This window comes from Paenibacillus sp. FSL H8-0122 (genome assembly GCF_038005345.1).
In the GTDB taxonomy this organism is placed as follows: Bacteria; Bacillota; Bacilli; order Paenibacillales; family Paenibacillaceae; genus Paenibacillus_AQ.
On sequence record NZ_JBBOTB010000001.1, the window covers coordinates 1,888,225 to 1,903,680 of the forward strand.

Annotated in this window: 18 protein-coding genes; all 18 read left to right on the forward strand. The window is 52.7% G+C overall.

Annotated elements, in window-relative coordinates; genetic code table 11:
* Positions 1-61: 61 nt before the first annotated feature.
* A complete protein-coding gene (locus NSS64_RS08110) occupies positions 62-676 on the forward strand; it encodes a genetic competence negative regulator (RefSeq protein ID WP_036698160.1) in 615 nt (204 codons plus the stop codon).
* Positions 677-752: 76 nt separating this feature from the next.
* Positions 753-1,448 (forward strand): glutamic-type intramembrane protease PrsW, encoded by a 696-nt coding sequence (gene prsW / locus NSS64_RS08115; protein WP_340939644.1) that lies wholly within the window; start codon positions 753-755, stop codon positions 1,446-1,448.
* A gap of 78 nt (positions 1,449-1,526) precedes the next feature.
* Positions 1,527-1,673, forward strand: a complete 147-nt coding sequence (locus NSS64_RS08120; RefSeq protein WP_179090427.1) for a hypothetical protein — start codon at positions 1,527-1,529, stop codon at positions 1,671-1,673.
* Between the two features lie 87 nt (positions 1,674-1,760).
* Entirely contained in the window at positions 1,761-3,119 is a 1,359-nt protein-coding gene (ypeB, locus tag NSS64_RS08125) for a germination protein YpeB (RefSeq protein ID WP_341139801.1), read from the forward strand.
* A gap of 285 nt (positions 3,120-3,404) precedes the next feature.
* On the forward strand, positions 3,405-4,058 hold the full coding sequence (locus tag NSS64_RS08130; RefSeq protein WP_340939649.1) for a flagellar brake protein: 654 nt from the start codon (positions 3,405-3,407) through the stop codon (positions 4,056-4,058).
* Positions 4,059-4,269: 211 nt separating this feature from the next.
* Complete coding sequence (cmk, locus tag NSS64_RS08135) at positions 4,270-4,980, forward strand: (d)CMP kinase (RefSeq protein WP_340993496.1); 711 nt, start codon at positions 4,270-4,272, stop codon at positions 4,978-4,980.
* The gene (locus NSS64_RS08140; protein ID WP_341139802.1) at positions 4,977-5,564 is read left to right on the forward strand and encodes a lysophospholipid acyltransferase family protein; all 588 of its coding nucleotides are present in this window, start codon (positions 4,977-4,979) and stop codon (positions 5,562-5,564) included. The genes cmk and NSS64_RS08140 overlap by 4 nt, the downstream gene beginning before the upstream one ends.
* A 174-nt stretch (positions 5,565-5,738) precedes the next feature.
* The gene (gene rpsA, locus NSS64_RS08145) at positions 5,739-7,067 is read left to right on the forward strand and encodes a 30S ribosomal protein S1 (RefSeq protein WP_340939654.1); all 1,329 of its coding nucleotides are present in this window, start codon (positions 5,739-5,741) and stop codon (positions 7,065-7,067) included.
* A 175-nt stretch (positions 7,068-7,242) separates the two neighbouring features.
* A complete protein-coding gene (gene der, locus NSS64_RS08150) occupies positions 7,243-8,568 on the forward strand; it encodes a ribosome biogenesis GTPase Der (protein ID WP_340939658.1) in 1,326 nt (441 codons plus the stop codon).
* A gap of 12 nt (positions 8,569-8,580) precedes the next feature.
* A complete protein-coding gene (gene plsY, locus NSS64_RS08155) occupies positions 8,581-9,198 on the forward strand; it encodes a glycerol-3-phosphate 1-O-acyltransferase PlsY (protein WP_341139803.1) in 618 nt (205 codons plus the stop codon).
* Entirely contained in the window at positions 9,191-10,231 is a 1,041-nt protein-coding gene (locus NSS64_RS08160) for an NAD(P)H-dependent glycerol-3-phosphate dehydrogenase (RefSeq protein WP_340939662.1), read from the forward strand. Before plsY ends, NSS64_RS08160 begins: the two co-directional genes overlap by 8 nt.
* Before the next feature lie 67 nt (positions 10,232-10,298).
* Positions 10,299-10,574 (forward strand): stage VI sporulation protein F, encoded by a 276-nt coding sequence (locus NSS64_RS08165; RefSeq protein ID WP_340939664.1) that lies wholly within the window; start codon positions 10,299-10,301, stop codon positions 10,572-10,574.
* 202 nt (positions 10,575-10,776) lie between these two features.
* On the forward strand, positions 10,777-10,956 hold the full coding sequence (locus NSS64_RS08170; RefSeq protein WP_036698144.1) for a DUF2768 family protein: 180 nt from the start codon (positions 10,777-10,779) through the stop codon (positions 10,954-10,956).
* An 80-nt stretch (positions 10,957-11,036) separates the two neighbouring features.
* Positions 11,037-11,657 carry a hypothetical protein gene (locus NSS64_RS08175; RefSeq protein WP_341139804.1) on the forward strand — a complete coding sequence of 207 codons (621 nt, stop codon included), beginning with the start codon at positions 11,037-11,039 and terminating at the stop codon, positions 11,655-11,657.
* Between the two features lie 27 nt (positions 11,658-11,684).
* On the forward strand, positions 11,685-12,053 hold the full coding sequence (locus tag NSS64_RS08180) for a 2Fe-2S iron-sulfur cluster-binding protein (RefSeq protein WP_340993493.1): 369 nt from the start codon (positions 11,685-11,687) through the stop codon (positions 12,051-12,053).
* Between the two features lie 62 nt (positions 12,054-12,115).
* Positions 12,116-12,865: a DUF3939 domain-containing protein gene (locus tag NSS64_RS08185; protein WP_341142786.1), complete on the forward strand. Its 750-nt coding sequence runs from the start codon at positions 12,116-12,118 to the stop codon at positions 12,863-12,865.
* A 434-nt stretch (positions 12,866-13,299) separates the two neighbouring features.
* Positions 13,300-14,778, forward strand: a complete 1,479-nt coding sequence (spoIVA, locus tag NSS64_RS08190) for a stage IV sporulation protein A (RefSeq protein WP_036727319.1) — start codon at positions 13,300-13,302, stop codon at positions 14,776-14,778.
* A gap of 354 nt (positions 14,779-15,132) precedes the next feature.
* Entirely contained in the window at positions 15,133-15,405 is a 273-nt protein-coding gene (locus NSS64_RS08195) for an HU family DNA-binding protein (RefSeq protein ID WP_019909963.1), read from the forward strand.
* The last annotated feature ends 51 nt before the right edge of the window (positions 15,406-15,456 follow it).

The window sequence follows — 15,456 nt, forward strand, 5'->3', positions numbered from 1 at the left end:
TCATTACTCGGGACTCATCATACATTAATATTAAATGAGCTTGCAAAAGGAGGATCCTGTCATGAGAATAGAGCGATTAAGTCAAGATAAGATACGGATTTTCCTCACTTTTGACGACCTGAGCGAGCGGGGCATCCAGAAGGAAGACATGTGGCAGGAGGTTCCCAAGGTGCACGACCTCTTTACGGAAATGATGGATCAGGCGTACAGCGAGCTGGGTTTTGACGCTACGGGTCCGCTTGCCGTGGAAGTGTTCGCATTGCCCGCGCAAGGCATGGTCGTTATTGTGACCCGGGGGAAATATGATCACCATCAGTACGGTGGGGCCGGGGAAGATGAATTGCCTGAAGAGATTTACGAAATGGAAGTTACTCTTGAACAAAGCGACTCCATTGTATATGCTTTCCGCGATTTCGAGGTTCTGGTGGAAGCAGCTCATGTGCTCATCGGCAATATTACTTCTCAAGGACAACTGTATTCTTATAATGATAAATGGTACCTCTACTTCGATCCGAAGGAATTTGAAGAGGCTGCACTGTCAGGGCTGGTAGGCGTGCTCGCTGAATTCGGAGATTCCTCTCCGGTAACTCAGGCTGTTCTGGCCGAATACGGCAAGACGGTTATGGCGGAGAATGCGATTCAGACGCTGTGCAATCATTTCAAACGCCAGGAATAAGAGATAACGGGAAGGTACCAGTCCGGCTATAACGGCTTCAGCAGAGATTAGGTATTAGCGCAAGGGAGGCTATTCGGTGCTTTTGTTATCGGTTATTTCGTCAGCAGTTGCACCGGGACTTGCGCTGCTGACTTTTTTCTACTTGAAAGACAAGTATGATCAGGAACCGCTCCATATGGTGCTTAAGGTGTTCCTGCTTGGCCTGATGATCGTGCTGCCGGTGATGATTATCCAGAGGGGACTTGTGCTGGGGCTGGACGGCGGTCCTTATGTGGATTCCTTTCTGATCTCAGCCGGGGTGGAAGAGGCCCTGAAGTGGTTTGTGCTGTACCATATGATTTACAATCATACCGAATTTGACGAGCCCTATGATGGAATACTATATGCCGTAGCGATTTCGCTCGGCTTCGCAACAATAGAGAATGTAATGTATGCATGGTACAGCAATGCTTCAATCGGCACCATGATTCTAAGGGCGCTGCTTCCAGTCTCCGGACATGCCATGTTCGGGGTAATTATGGGCTACCATATGGGCAGAGCCAAGTTCTCCGGCGGGGTCAAGACCCGTAAGATTCTGCTGATTTCCTTGCTTCTGCCCTGGCTGTGGCATGGAATCTATGATTTTCTGCTCGCGACGACAGCTAACTACTGGATCTGGTTTATCGTGCCTCTGATGGCAGTTTTATGGTACGGAGGCATGGGGAAGGTAGCGCGGGCTAACAGCCGTTCCCCCTTTCGCTTTTTGAAGCGTGAGGAAGAGGTTAACCTATAATCGAGATGGACACACTTAATCCTACAGGGCAGTTCCTTAAGGCGGGGAATTCCAGAAAGGAGAGAGAGGTGTCTTTTTTTGCGAGTAAAAGTTCGGATTGTCTGCAAGCAGTGCGGCGAAACCTACATATTAAGAGGGAACAAGGAGCAGGGTGTTGTCCAGACCGGCTTCAAGCAATGTCTGTGCAGCTGTGTAAGCGGCTTTGAGATTGAGGAACGGGCCTGAAGACCGGATTCTTGAAAAAGTGCATAAGACTTCTCAGTTATTGTCAAACTAACGGCAATAAGCTACTGAAAGGAGCTATGCGGACCTATGTACAAAAGATTAAGTGCCATAATGTTCCCGCTTACCGCACTCTTGCTGCTTGGAGCGCTCGTCTGGGGGTATCAGGAGAATCAGGAGAAGAATTCGATTCTGATCAAAGCGGAGAATCAGTATCAGCGCGCGTTCCATGATCTCTCCTTCCATGTAGAGCGGCTTCACGGTGAGCTGGGCAATACGCTTGCGGTGAACACCACCTCTAATGGAATGCACCGCAAGGGACTGGTCAATGTATGGCGGATTACCAGCGAGGCGCAGAACGAGATTAACCAGCTGCCGCTGACGCTGCTGCCGTTCAGTGAGACGGAGGAGTTCCTCTCCAAGATCGCTAATTTCTCTTACAAAGCTGCGGTACGTGACTTCACCAAGAAGCCGCTGACAGAGGGGGAGATGGCGAATCTGAAGACACTCTACCAGAATTCGGCTGAAATCTCCAAGGACCTGCAGAAGGTTCAAGACAAGGTCATCGGCAAAAAGCTGCGCTGGATGGATGTAGAGACTGCACTGGCTACAGAGCAGAAGGCCGAAGACAACACGATCATTGACGGATTCAAAACCGTGGATAAACGCGTGGCGGCTTACCCGGAGCTGGACTACGGCCCTTCGGTTGCAAGTATCTATGATAAGCGGTCGGTGAAAAAGCTGGGCGGCAAGCCGGTTACCGCTGACCAGATCAAGGGCAAGGCGATGAAGTTCGCCGAGCTGGGCGGGCAGGCACAGGTGAAGATTCAGGAGAATGGGAAGGGAACGGAGTGGGCTTCTTATACAGCGACTGTGACTTCAGCAGAGCATAAGAAGCCGGTCTCGATGGACTTCACGGCGGAAGGCGGACTGCTGATCTCTTACAACGACAACCGCGAGGTAGGGCCGGCCAAAGTATCCATGAAGCAGGCTGTGGAGAAGGCGGGCAAGTTCCTGGAGAAGAAGGGATATCCCGGCATGACCGCAGTCAGTGCTGACCGGTACGATAATCTGGGCAATCTGACCTTTGTCAGCAGCCAGGACGGCGTGCTCATCTATCCCGAGAAAATGACGGTTCGTGTCGGACTGGATACGGGGGAGGCCATAGGGTTTCAGGCAAGCGACTATGTGAATGAGCATAAGGAGAAGCGTGTGCTGCCGAAGCCGAAGCTTTCCCTGGCTGAAGCCAGAGCGATGCTTAACCCGGAGTTCAAGGAGCTCTATAACCGGCTGGCCTGGATCGAGAATGAAGATGCGGTGGAGCTGCTGACCTATGAATTTGGGGGCAAAATCAACGGCTCACAGTTCAGAATTTATCTGAACGCCGATGACGGTAATGAGGAAGCGGTGGAACAGATCCGCACCTCCTCGGGAGCACAGGATAAATAGCCGGACGTTCCACTTAAGACGGATAAGCCCGGTTATAATAGAGAAGACGCATTTCCGGAAACGGAGGGCGTCTTTTTTGAAGATAAGAATCTATATGTTTTGGGGTCCCCGCAAAGTACCTGAATCAACACCTACGCTAAAGCCCCACTTTGTGGGGTTAATTTGTTGCTGCGCGCCGGTTGCGGCTGCTGGTGTTCAACGCCTAATAATATTTCTGACCGGTCTCAAGAGGGCGTGCTATAATCGGTTTAGCATTTATTACTAACTCAAGCGGCGGTGACAGGTTTGTATCCCAAAATCAATGAATATCTATACCTCCAGGTGGCGTCCAGCGATGCGGCAGAGTCTGAGATCCAGTACCGGGCAAGGATTGCGGACATGGAGGATGAGAGTATCCTGATAGAGATCCCTATGCAGGAGAGCAACGGCCGGCTTAAGAAGCTGTTCGTCGGTGATGAGCTGTCGGTGTATTTTCTCACAGAGGGCGGCATCAAGAATTACTTCAATACTCATGTGCTCGGCTTCAAGGAAGATGTCATCCGGATGGTCCGGCTGCGCAAGCCAGCGGCGGAGTCCATCTTCAAAATTCAGCGGCGCAGCTTCTTCCGTGTCAATGCCGAGCTGGAGCTGGCCGTTAAGGATGCCCTGGGCAGCCGCTTTCTGGTGCGCACCGAGGATATTGGCGGCGGCGGGACGTCATTCTTAAGCGATGCGAAGATTGCTTTGGAGGTGGCCGACAAGCTGGCCTGCTGGCTGCTCGTCTCCTACCGCAACGGAAGCACGGAGCATGTTAATTTCGAAGGCGAGATTGTACGGATCAAACCGCTGGAGACCGGGCGGAATCTGGTCATGGTTAAATTCTCGGCCATTTCCGATACGGAGCGGCAAAAAATTATCCGGTACTGCTTTGAACGCCAGTTCGATTTCCGCAACCGCTGATTCCCTGCGCGCGAATCTTCAAGAGGGCCCTGAATCAGCTTTTTTCTCCCTAAAAAACCTCAATGTCATTTTGCACTGGGGTTCAAACTGTGGTATAATTTTATAAGTCGCAGGCAATGCCTGCTTTTTTCTTGAGAATATCAGCAAGTTCCAAGAGAGATATGTCGATATGCGTATTTCTGCGGAAGAGTGTTTGAGGAGGAATGCCCCGTTGGACAGGCAGGATACACATACTAACGACCGAATTAACGTCGCCATCGACGGACCTGCCGGGGCAGGCAAGAGCACTGTAGCCCGATTGGTAGCACGGGAGCTGTCTTACATTTATGTAGACACGGGTGCCATGTACCGGGCAATCACCTGGTATATGCTTCGTGAAGGCATAGCAGCAGAGGAGCATGAGCTGGTGGACCGGAAGGTCCAGAATATGGCGATTGAGCTTCTGCCTGAGAAAGATGTGCAGAAAGTGCTGATTAATGGGGAAGACATGACCCCGCATATCCGCAGTCTTCAGGTCAGCGGCCAGGTGTCGCAGTATTCGAAGATTGAGGGTGTTAGATCCAGACTGAGTCACTTGCAGCGTCAGATGGCGCTCCGCAAGGGAGTCGTGATGGATGGCCGGGATATCGGTACAACCGTACTGCCGGATGCCGAAGTGAAGATTTTCATGACGGCAAGTGTGGAGGAGCGTGCTCTCCGTCGTTACAAGGAACTGAAGGATACGGAAACAGTGACTCTCCAGCAGCTTGAACATGATATTGCAGCGCGGGACCGGCTTGATGAAGGCCGGGAGATTTCACCGCTGTGCCGTGCCGAGGATGCTATTCTTCTGGATACGACGCATATGGATATCCTTCAGGCCGTGGAAGCCATCGTCTCCCACTGCAGAACCTATGTTAACGGGGAGAGAAATCATCTATGATTTATGCATTTTGCGTGGCCTTGCTTCGTATGATTTATGCCATACTGTTCCCGCTCAAGATTGTGGGAAGAGAGAATGTGCCGAAGGAGGGTGGAGTCCTGCTCTGCGCGAATCACATCAGCCTGCTTGATCCCATGACGATCGGCATTAAGCTGAAGCGACAGGTACGATATATGGCCAAGGCGGAATTATTCAATGTTCCGGTGCTCGGCTGGCTCATTAAGCAATTGGGTGCATTTCCTGTCAAGCGTGGCGGCGTAAGCAAAGAATCCATTAAGACGTCCGTCAATACGCTTCGCAGCGGACATGTGATGGGCATCTTCCCGGAAGGAACGCGGAACTCCGATTCAGGTTCAGCCAAGAAGGGTGCGGCAAGCTTCGCGCTCCGCAGCGGCGCAGCCGTTGTACCGGCAGCCATTATCGGGTCCTACAAGCCGTTCCGCCGGATGACTGTTGTGTATGGGGCACCCATAGACCTCAGCGCATTTGAAGGTGCGGGAAGTGATTCTCTGGACGCTGTAACCGATGTAATTATGGGACGCATCCATGAAATGATCAGTACCGGCAAGCCCAGTTCGCGGTAAGTCCGGAAGTCAATCTCCTGTTTCGGTGAATAGCTTATAAATTACAGCATAACCGCTATTTTTTGGAACATACTAATCAACACAGTGAAATGGTTTAACGAAGCAATGATTGTTTTGAACTCTGCTCTACGCGGGTTTAAATAAATGGGGTTTTGAATCGAGGAGGGTAATCACATGTCTGAAGAAATCAAGAATCAAGAAGCTGCGGATAACGTTGAGAATAACGAGACCGTAGAAGGGGCAGAAACTGTAGAATCCGCTGTAACCGAGTCTGCAGAAGTTGTTGCCAGCAATGAAGAAGAAGTGACAAGCCAGGAAGGTCTGGAAATCATTTCTCTGAAAAAAGGCGATACCGTGAAAGGAACAATCGTCAAAATTGAAGATAACCAAGCTTATGTAAGCATTGGATATAAATACGACGGCGTTATTCCTATTCGCGAATTGTCTTCCGTTCAGCTGGACAATGCCGCAGCAGCGGTAGAAGTCGGCCAGGAAGTGGAATGCAAGGTTGTCAGCATCAACGACAACAAGGAGAGCCTGGTGCTGTCCAAGCGTGCCATCGACAGCGAGAAATCATGGGAAGATCTGGAGAAGTATTTCGCTTCCCAGGAATCCTTCGAAGTTACTGTAGCTGATGTTGTCAAAGGCGGCCTTGTGGCTGACGTTGGCGCACGCGGCTTCATCCCGGCTTCCATGGTTGAGCGTCACTTCGTTGAAGATTTCAGCGACTACAAGGGCCGCACACTGCGTGTCAAAGTGAAAGAGCTTGACCGTGAGAACAGCAAGGTAATTCTCTCCGCCAAAGAAGTTCTGGAGGAAGAATTCGAAGCTAACAAGCAGAAGATTATGGCTGAGCTGTCTGAAGGCCAAATCATCGAAGGTACTGTTCAACGCCTGACTCAATTCGGCGCATTCGTTGATGTTGGCGGCGTAGACGGACTGGTTCACGTATCCGAGATCGCTTGGAACCATGTGGAGAAGCCATCCGATGTAGTATCCGAAGGTGACAAGGTTCGCGTTAAAGTACTTAAGGTTGATCCTGAAAAGGGCAAAATCAGTCTCAGCATCAAAGCAGCTGCTCCGGGTCCTTGGGATTCCGCAGCAGGCAAGATCAACATTGGCGATGTAGTTACAGGCGAAGTTAAACGCCTTGTGAACTTCGGCGCATTCGTTGAACTGCTGCCAGGCGTTGAAGGCCTTGTGCATATCTCCCAGATCTCCCACAAGCACATTGGTACTCCGCATGAAGTGCTCAAGGAAGGACAGGAAGTACAAGTGAAAGTACTTGACTTCAACCCATCCGAGAAGCGCGTCAGCCTGAGCATCAAGGAAACTGAAGAAGCTCCGGCTCCTTCGGCCAGACCAGAACGCAGCAACAGCAGAGACAGAGCGCCTAAGGAAGTGCTGAACAATCCTAACGTATCGCTCAGCAACGAAGGCCTCAGCTTCACACTGGCTGAACGTTTCGGCGACAAGCTGGACAAATTCAAGGGTAACAACTAATCCCTTTGTTATCTCATCATAACGGGTAAAGTAATCGGCGAGCCCTCGATCAGAGGGTTCGCCGATTGTCTTTTCCAGGGCATACAGGATAGCGGCAATACCTGGGTAAGACGGTTAGCCAATTGGAATGTTTTTTGCTATGATGAGTAACGTAAGGAAGACAGGAGGAATGAATATGGCAAGACCCGTAGTGGCCATTGTCGGCAGGCCTAACGTCGGAAAGTCGACGATCTTTAACCGGCTGATTGGCGATAGACTGGCCATCGTAGAAGATAAACCGGGGATTACACGTGACCGGATATATGGAGTCTCCGACTGGAACGGCAAATCCTTCAGTGTCATTGATACTGGCGGGATTGAGATTGACGGAGAAGACGCTATTCTGAAATCCATCCGCGTTCAGGCGGAGCTGGCGATTGAGGAAGCGGATGTGATCGTCTTCATGTGTGAGGCGAAGAGCGGACTCACAAGTTCGGATGAGGAAGTGGCACAGATTCTGTTCCGTTCCGGCAAGCCGATCGTTCTGGCTATCAATAAAGTGGATAACATGAAGCGCAGCGAAGATATTTATGAATTTTACACCCTTGGAATCGGTGATCCGATCGGCATTTCAGGAAGTCACGGAACCGGAATCGGCGATCTGCTGGACGCGGTTGTTGAACGTCTGCCGGATAAGGTGGATGAGGAATATGATGAAGATGTCATCCGTGTAGCCTTGATCGGACGTCCGAATGTGGGTAAATCCTCACTGGTCAATGCAATTCTGGGCGAAGAACGCGTTATTGTCAGTGATGTTGCGGGGACTACGCGCGATGCGATTGATACGCCGTTCGAACGGGATGGCCAGCGTTATGTGCTGATCGATACAGCGGGCATGCGCAAACGCGGCAAGGTCTATGAGAACACGGAAAAATACAGTGTAATGAGAGCCATGAAGGCGATTGAGCGCGCTGATGTTGTACTCGTTGTAATCAACGGCGAAGAAGGCATCATCGACCAGGACAAGCACATTGCCGGGTATGCCCATGATGCGGGCAAGGCTTCGGTCTTTGTTGTCAACAAATGGGATGCCATTGAGAAGGACGACAAGACGATGCAGAACTTCGAACGCAACATCCGTGATCACTTCCTGTTCATGAGCTATGCTCCGGTGGTATTCCTGTCTGCGCTTACGAAACAGCGTCTGCAGAAGCTGCTGCCTGTCGTGCAGCATGTCGCCCAACAGCACGCCCTGCGGATTACCACCCATCTGGTGAATGATGTGGTATCGGATGCCGTGGCGATTAATCCTCCGCCTACGGACAAAGGCCGCCGTCTGCGTATTAACTATGTCACCCAGGTGGCAACGAAGCCGCCGACCATCGTGGTATTCGTCAATGATCCTTCGCTGATGCACTTCTCCTACGAACGTTACCTGGAGAACAAGCTGCGTGCAGCGTTCAATTTCGAGGGGACACCGATCCGCCTCTTTACACGGCGTAAATCCGAGAACGAAGGTTAGGGGAGAAGAGTAGTGGCGTTTGAACTTCTGGTTATCGTTATAAGCTATCTGCTTGGCTCCATCAGCTTCAGTGTACTGCTCGCCCGGCTGCTTAAGGGGATTGATATCCGCCAATATGGAAGCGGCAATGCGGGAGCGACCAATACACTGCGTGTGATGGGGAAGGGACCGGCCATACTGGTGCTGTTTCTGGACGTACTGAAGGGAATTGCCGCAGTCTGGCTTGGCACATGGGCCGGGGGATGGGGAAGCTGGGTCGCAGTGGTCTGCGGACTTGCTGCCATCATCGGGCATAACTGGCCGGTCTATTTTCACTTTCGCGGGGGGAAAGGGATTGCAACGACGATTGGTGTGATGGCTACGCTGGTATTCTGGCCTGCACTGATTGCCGGTGTAATTGCTATTCTCGCTATTGTACTTACACGGTATGTCTCGCTGGGCTCGCTGATCTTTGTGGCTCTGACTCCGGTGTGTCTGCTGTTCACGGAGCATACGACCCCGGAGCTATGGGGAAGCCTGGTCATCGTGGTGTTCGCCTTCTGGCGTCACCGCAGCAACATCGTGAAGATCTCGCAGGGCCGTGAGAACAAAATCGGCTCCAAAGCCAAGGAGGGGAATCGCGTTGTCTGATAAAGTAACCGTGCTGGTCGCGGGCAGTTGGGGAACTGCGCTGGCTACTGTGCTGGCGGCTAACCACTCGGAGGTTTATCTGTGGACGCGAAAGCCTGAGCAGGCTGCCGAGATTAACGAAGCACATACGAATCATCATTTCCTGCCGGGGATTAAGCTCCCTGGAAATATTATTGCCACCACGGACATGGAGACTGCCGTCTCCGGTTCGAAGGCGGTAGTCATTGTGGCGCCTTCTTCCGGAATGCGCCAGGTGGCGCATAGCCTTAAGCCGTTCTGGAAGGAAGATATGCTCTGCATTCACGCCACGAAGGGCTTCGAGACCGAGACCATGAAGCGGATGTCCACAGTGATCTCGGAGGAGCTGGGCTGCAGCGAAGGCGATATTGTGGTGCTCTCCGGGCCGAGCCATGCTGAAGAAGTGGTACGGCTCTGTCCGACCACGGTCGTCGTGGCTTCGCCGGATGAGAGCCGTGCCAAGGCGGCGCAGGAGCTGTTCATTAACAACGACTTCCGTGTGTATACCAACAGGGATCAGCTAGGGGTAGAGCTGGCTGGTGCACTGAAGAATATTATCGCGCTGGGTGCGGGGCTGTCCGACGGGCTGGGGTTCGGGGATAATGCGAAGGCGGCACTGCTTACCCGCGGCCTGGCCGAGATCTCCCGAGTTGGCGTTGAGATGGGTGCGAATCCCTTAACCTTCTCCGGCCTTGCCGGACTGGGTGACCTGGTCGTAACGGCAACAAGCCAGCACAGTCGCAACTGGCGCGCCGGCTCCATGCTGGGCCAGGGCCAGCCGCTGAATGAGGTGCTGGATTCCATGGGGATGGTTGTCGAAGGCATCCGGACGACGGAGGTGGCTTATGCGATCTCGCTGAAGCTGGGCGTACAGATGCCGATCACCGACCAGATCTATCATGTGCTGTTCAAGGGCAGAACACCGCGTAATGCGGTGGAAGCCCTGATGGGCCGTGACCGTAAGACGGAGATGGAGGCCATCTCCCAGGAGACCTGGGAGCAGTGGCATTCCTGATCACGTTCACCTTTTGCCGGAATATCTCATATGTTGTTAATGGGGATTGACGGAGGAGGGATGAACAGTGAGCAGAGATTTTTCCAAGGATGCTTTGAACGCCATCAACAAGAAGACGGGCAAAAACATTTCGGAAGGTGCCATCAAAAAGCTGGCCGGTACGGTTAAGCCGGGCACCACACAGAATGAAGCCCAGCTCCGCCAGTTAATTAAACAGGTATCAGCTATGGCTAAAGTGCCAGTCAGCGAGGCTACCGTGCAGGAGATCGTCAATACTGTTAAAAAAGGCGGCGCCGGTTCCGGTACGATGGAGTCTTTAATGAAAATGATGCTGAAAAAATAGCATATCCGTGAAGTAAGCCATTCCTGCCGGGATGGCTCCTTTTCAGACTGGGCATAACTCCGGAAGGTAAGCTGATTCCGCGGGTTATGCCCTTTTTTTGGCAGGGGAATCGGCTGATGCTTAAAATTTATACTTAAAAAATGCCGCGATTCACGCTATAATAGTCGCAATCCGGGAAAAGTGAAATGGAGGCGCATGACCTATGGACCCGATGACAAAAATGTGGCTGTCTCTGATTGCGGTACTGATTATGGGCTTATCTGTTTTTTTGATTACTTTTGCACGCAGCAAGACGAAGGGACTGCTTAGAGCTGTTTTATCGGTCATTGCTTTTGTCATCCTGCTGATCGGAGTTCTGGGCGGGGCTGCTTCAATTATGTAAGCATTTACATTATACTCAGGCAGACGTATTTCTGACAGAATCGTTAGTTGATTTTACAGGAATGGGGCGTGTGTAGATTGATGGCCGGTTCAGGAATTCCTTATGTGCTGGAGACGGCACTGGGCAGCATAACGCGGGAGCTGGATGTTATCGGGCCGGGTAAGCCGCCGGTGTGGCTGCTGGGGGGAAGCTGCGGTCTGCTGCTGCACGGGGTTCAGCTGAGTGCTGCTCCGCGCGATATTGACCTCTATTGTGATTTGGAGGATACCGTGCAGCTTCATCGGGCACTGCTGAGATACACTGTCTGTGCACCGGAGGAGGATTATAGCGGAGGCTGTTACTCTCTGCGCGGGCTCTACTTCATCGGGGAGGTGAAGGTTGAGCTGGTGGGCGGATTCAGGATCGGGAGCGGCTCCGGGCAATATGCAGTGGATATCAGCAAGCTGCAGTCCTATGCCCCGAAATGTACATTCGAAGGGAGCGGCCGCCTGGCCCTGATGCCGCTTGTCCATGAGCTGATCTTCAATCTGCTGCGCGGCAGGGAAAAACGCTGCCGGGCTATTGCGGAGCTGATGAAGCGGGATGTAGCCGGTCATCTGCCGCTTCTGGAGCAGCTCATTGCGGAGAATCATCTGGAAGCCGACGGCCTGCAGTCTAGGCTGGACGAGCTGCTGGGGATATCCGAATCTATACGTATATAACCTGATTCGAAGGAAGGAGGCTGTAAGATGAATGCGAAATCGCAAATAACGGTCACTTTCCTTCCGGAACAACGCACAGCTTCTGTCAAGCATGGTGTTACGCTGCTGGAGGCTGTGCGCAAAGCCGGAATCGTCCTGCCTACCCGCTGCGGAGGCAAGGCGGGATGCATGATGTGCAAAGTGTCCGTAGAGCGTACGGATGCCGTGGCACTCAGACCTCCTGCGGAGGCAGAGAAGCGCAAGCTTGGCAGCCTGCTGGATGAAGGCGTCCGCCTGGCTTGTCAGGCCGCTGTATGGGGCGACGTCCATGTGCATATTCCCGAAGACCCGCTGAAGGCGGCTGTACGCCGCAGACTCGAAGCGGCGCGCCGTGGCGAAGCGGAGGACTTATGGTGATGGTTACTCCCGGTGCAAATGCAACCCTGAACGAACAGAGAGGAGCCCTGCGAGTGGACTCTATGCATCTGGCGAAGCTCCGGCAGAGCCGGAATAGGTCTGCGATGCTGCTGCCGCTGCTTGTTCTGCTGATCTTGTCTCTAACCGGCTGCATGTATCCCCGGGAGCAGCAGCAGTCCGGCAGCAGTTACCGCGAGAGTGTGAAGCGGGTGCAGGCGGCGGTCGATGATTATCAGGAGCAGAAGGGGCTGCTGCCGATCTTGACCAGCGATCAGGACACGCCCAGATACGAGAAATTCGTGATTGACCTGAATAAGCTGCAGCAGGAAGGGTATCTGGACGAGATCCCGGCGGCAGCGTTCGAGAAGGGGGGGAGCGCCCATTTTCTGGTGCTGGATGAGGAGACGGACCCACAGGTCAAATTAATGGACCTGGTGACCGTGCAGAAGGTTAACGATATCCAGCGCAAGGTGAACCTCTATAAGTCTGCACACGGCGGGAAGCTTCCGGCAGGGGAGGAGCTGTATCCGGGCCTGGTGTCTATCGATGCCAAACGGGCAGGGACAGGGACAATCAAGCTAAGCAGCGTATATTCGGGCCAGCCGCTCGGGCTGCTGATGGATCGCAGCGGGGCAGTCTATGTTGATTACAGCGCGGATATCTCCTCAGCCATTGATAAGAACGGCAGCAGCCCGGCGGCAGACCGTGATCTGCGTCTGGAGCTTGCGCAGGCCTCCTATTATGTCCCCGTCAAGTCTCTCCCTTATCTGTGGGTGGATGGCCGTCCCGTCCCGCAGGCTTCGCAGGAATAGCAATATAATAATATCAATTAAGGCAGCAGTTCTCCGGGAGCGGGGGATTGTTGCTTTTTTTGATACGGTAAATCTCAGAACGGATAGTAGTTCTAGGCCGCAAGCCGCCCTCATAGACTTGATGAGAAGACTTCCGGGTGTCTTGACGCAGTGGCGAGCTAGAGCGGGTATACGAAATTTCAGATGCAAAAATGCGCGGACGCTGGTCATAAATCCGTTACGGATACATATGATGATACTAGTCCAAATGCATGTCCGAGCATTCGGAGTTTAGCGCGGGGCAACCTTGCTTCGCCTCAGGCAATTAAGCTAGGCTTCGGGCGGGCAAAGCTTAGTCCGGTGGTTGTCCTGCAAGGGTCAGTTTGCCGGCGGAACGCGAAGTCGATGCTCTTCAGGCATTTTTTCTTCGGAGTAATATGAGGAGGGGATCTCTTTTGGAAAAAGTGGATATTTTCAAGGACATTGCCGAGCGTACCGGCGGAGACATTTATCTTGGCGTCGTCGGCGCGGTTCGCACGGGGAAATCGACATTCATCAAGCGCTTCATGGAAACGATTGTTCTGCCGAACATCACGAGTGAAGCAGACCGGGTAAGAGCGGTCGATGAGCTGCCGCAAAGTGCGGCAGGCAAAACTATTATGACTACGGAGCCTAAATTCGTACCCAACAATGCGGTGCAGATTAAGGTGGCCGAAGGCCTGGAGGTTAACGTCCGGCTGGTCGATTGTGTAGGCTATGCAGTGGAAGGCGCAAAAGGGTATGAGGATGAGAATGGTCCGCGGATGATCTCGACGCCATGGTTCGAGGAACCGATTCCATTCCAGGAAGCGGCTGAAATCGGGACACGCAAGGTCATTCAGGAGCACTCGACTCTGGGTGTGGTAGTGACTACCGACGGTACGATTGCCGAGATTCCACGGAGCTCGTATGTCGATTCCGAAGAGCGCGTGATCGCAGAGCTGAAGGAGGTCGGCAAGCCGTTCGTGCTGGTCATCAACTCCACCCGGCCGCGCAGTGAGGAAGTCCAGCAGCTCCGCAGTGAGCTTGCCCTCAAATATGATATTCCGGTGATGACGCTCAGCGCTGCGAATATGACCGAGGACGATGTGACTGGTGTCCTGCGCGAAGTACTGTATGAATTCCCTGTACATGAAGTTAATGTTAACCTGCCGAGCTGGGTGATGGTGCTGGGCGAGAATCACTGGCTGCGCAGCAGCTATGAGAATTCTGTCCGTGATACCGTGAAGGATATCCGCCGTCTGCGCGATGTGGACCGCCTGGTCTCACAGTTTACCGAATATGATTTCATCGACCGGGCAGGCCTCAGCGGCATGAACATGGGCCAGGGGGTAGCCGAGATTGACCTCTACGCTCCCGAAGAGCTGTATGATCAGGTGCTGATGGAGGTAGTCGGGGTCGAGATTCGCGGCAAGGATCACCTGCTCCAGCTGATGCAGGACTTCTCCCACGCCAAGCGCGAATATGACCGCTTCTCGGAAGCGCTGGAAATGGTTAAGACCACGGGGTATGGTATCGCCGCACCTTCTCTGGCCGAGATGGCGCTGGATGAGCCTGAGCTGATCCGCCAAGGCTCCCGCTTCGGAGTCCGGCTGAAGGCTACGGCGCCGTCGATCCATATGATCCGGGTGGATGTCGAGTCGGAGTTCTCGCCGATTATCGGTACAGAGAAGCAGAGTGAAGAGCTGGTGCGCTACCTGATGCAGGACTTTGAGAATGACCCGATCAAAATCTGGGAATCCGATATCTTCGGCCGGTCCCTGCATTCCATAGTCCGTGAGGGCATTCAGGGCAAGATCGCGATGATGCCGGACAATGCCCGCTACAAGCTGCAGGAAACGCTGGGCCGGATTATCAATGAAGGTTCAGGCGGCCTGATCGCCATCATCCTCTAAATGAAATAGGCTTGTCCTTTGGAGCGGGAGCTTTTCCCGCTCTTTTGCTATTTCCGGGCCCTTTCGCTGCTAGAGTGGAAAAGGGGAATTCTCCCTGGAAAGCTTCCGTTTTTACGGCATAACTGGTAGTAATAGACTGCGCAATTGCAGCGGAATGAAGGGAAACCTGCTACTTTCTGCTCCTTTTTTGAGGAACGCCTTGAAATTATGGGTGGGCTGTATTACTATAAGTTTGTTGCGCTTCTAGAAGAGAGGTGCCAGTTTCTAGTGTTAAACGGGATTATCACGTATATTTTACGTTGAAACGGAAAGAGTGTATGATACCGGAACTTTTAACCAGGGAGGTGAGAAGACATGAATAAATCAGATTTGATCAACGTAGTTACAGAAGCAACTGAACTTCCCAAAAAAGACGCTACGAAAGCGGTAGATGCAGTTTTTGAAGCGATCACAGGTGCACTGCAAAGCGGCGATAAGGTTCAGCTGGTTGGCTTCGGAAACTTTGAAGTGCGCGAACGTTCCGCACGTAAAGGCCGCAACCCGCAGACTGGTGAAGAAATCGAAATTCCTTCAAGCAAAGTACCGGCTTTCAAACCCGGTAAAGCGCTGAAAGACGGAATCAAATAAAGATTTCTACATATCTGCCCCATAGTCCTTGAATACCAACGATGCCGCCTT

Bases quoted from the DNA above. Each gene is read 5' to 3' on its own strand.
- ypeB (WP_341139801.1), top strand. From the start codon at position 1,761: ATGTACAAAAGATTAAGTGCCATAATGTTCCCGCTTACCGCACTCTTG.
- NSS64_RS08175 (WP_341139804.1), top strand. From the start codon at position 11,037: ATGGCCGGTTCAGGAATTCCTTATGTGCTGGAGACGGCACTGGGCAGC.
- NSS64_RS08170 (WP_036698144.1), top strand. From the start codon at position 10,777: ATGGACCCGATGACAAAAATGTGGCTGTCTCTGATTGCGGTACTGATT.
- NSS64_RS08195 (WP_019909963.1), top strand. From the start codon at position 15,133: ATGAATAAATCAGATTTGATCAACGTAGTTACAGAAGCAACTGAACTT.
- NSS64_RS08110 (WP_036698160.1), top strand. From the start codon at position 62: ATGAGAATAGAGCGATTAAGTCAAGATAAGATACGGATTTTCCTCACT.
- der (WP_340939658.1), top strand. From the start codon at position 7,243: ATGGCAAGACCCGTAGTGGCCATTGTCGGCAGGCCTAACGTCGGAAAG.
- NSS64_RS08180 (WP_340993493.1), top strand. From the start codon at position 11,685: ATGAATGCGAAATCGCAAATAACGGTCACTTTCCTTCCGGAACAACGC.
- NSS64_RS08185 (WP_341142786.1), top strand. From the start codon at position 12,116: ATGCATCTGGCGAAGCTCCGGCAGAGCCGGAATAGGTCTGCGATGCTG.
- NSS64_RS08140 (WP_341139802.1), top strand. From the start codon at position 4,977: ATGATTTATGCATTTTGCGTGGCCTTGCTTCGTATGATTTATGCCATA.
- rpsA (WP_340939654.1), top strand. From the start codon at position 5,739: ATGTCTGAAGAAATCAAGAATCAAGAAGCTGCGGATAACGTTGAGAAT.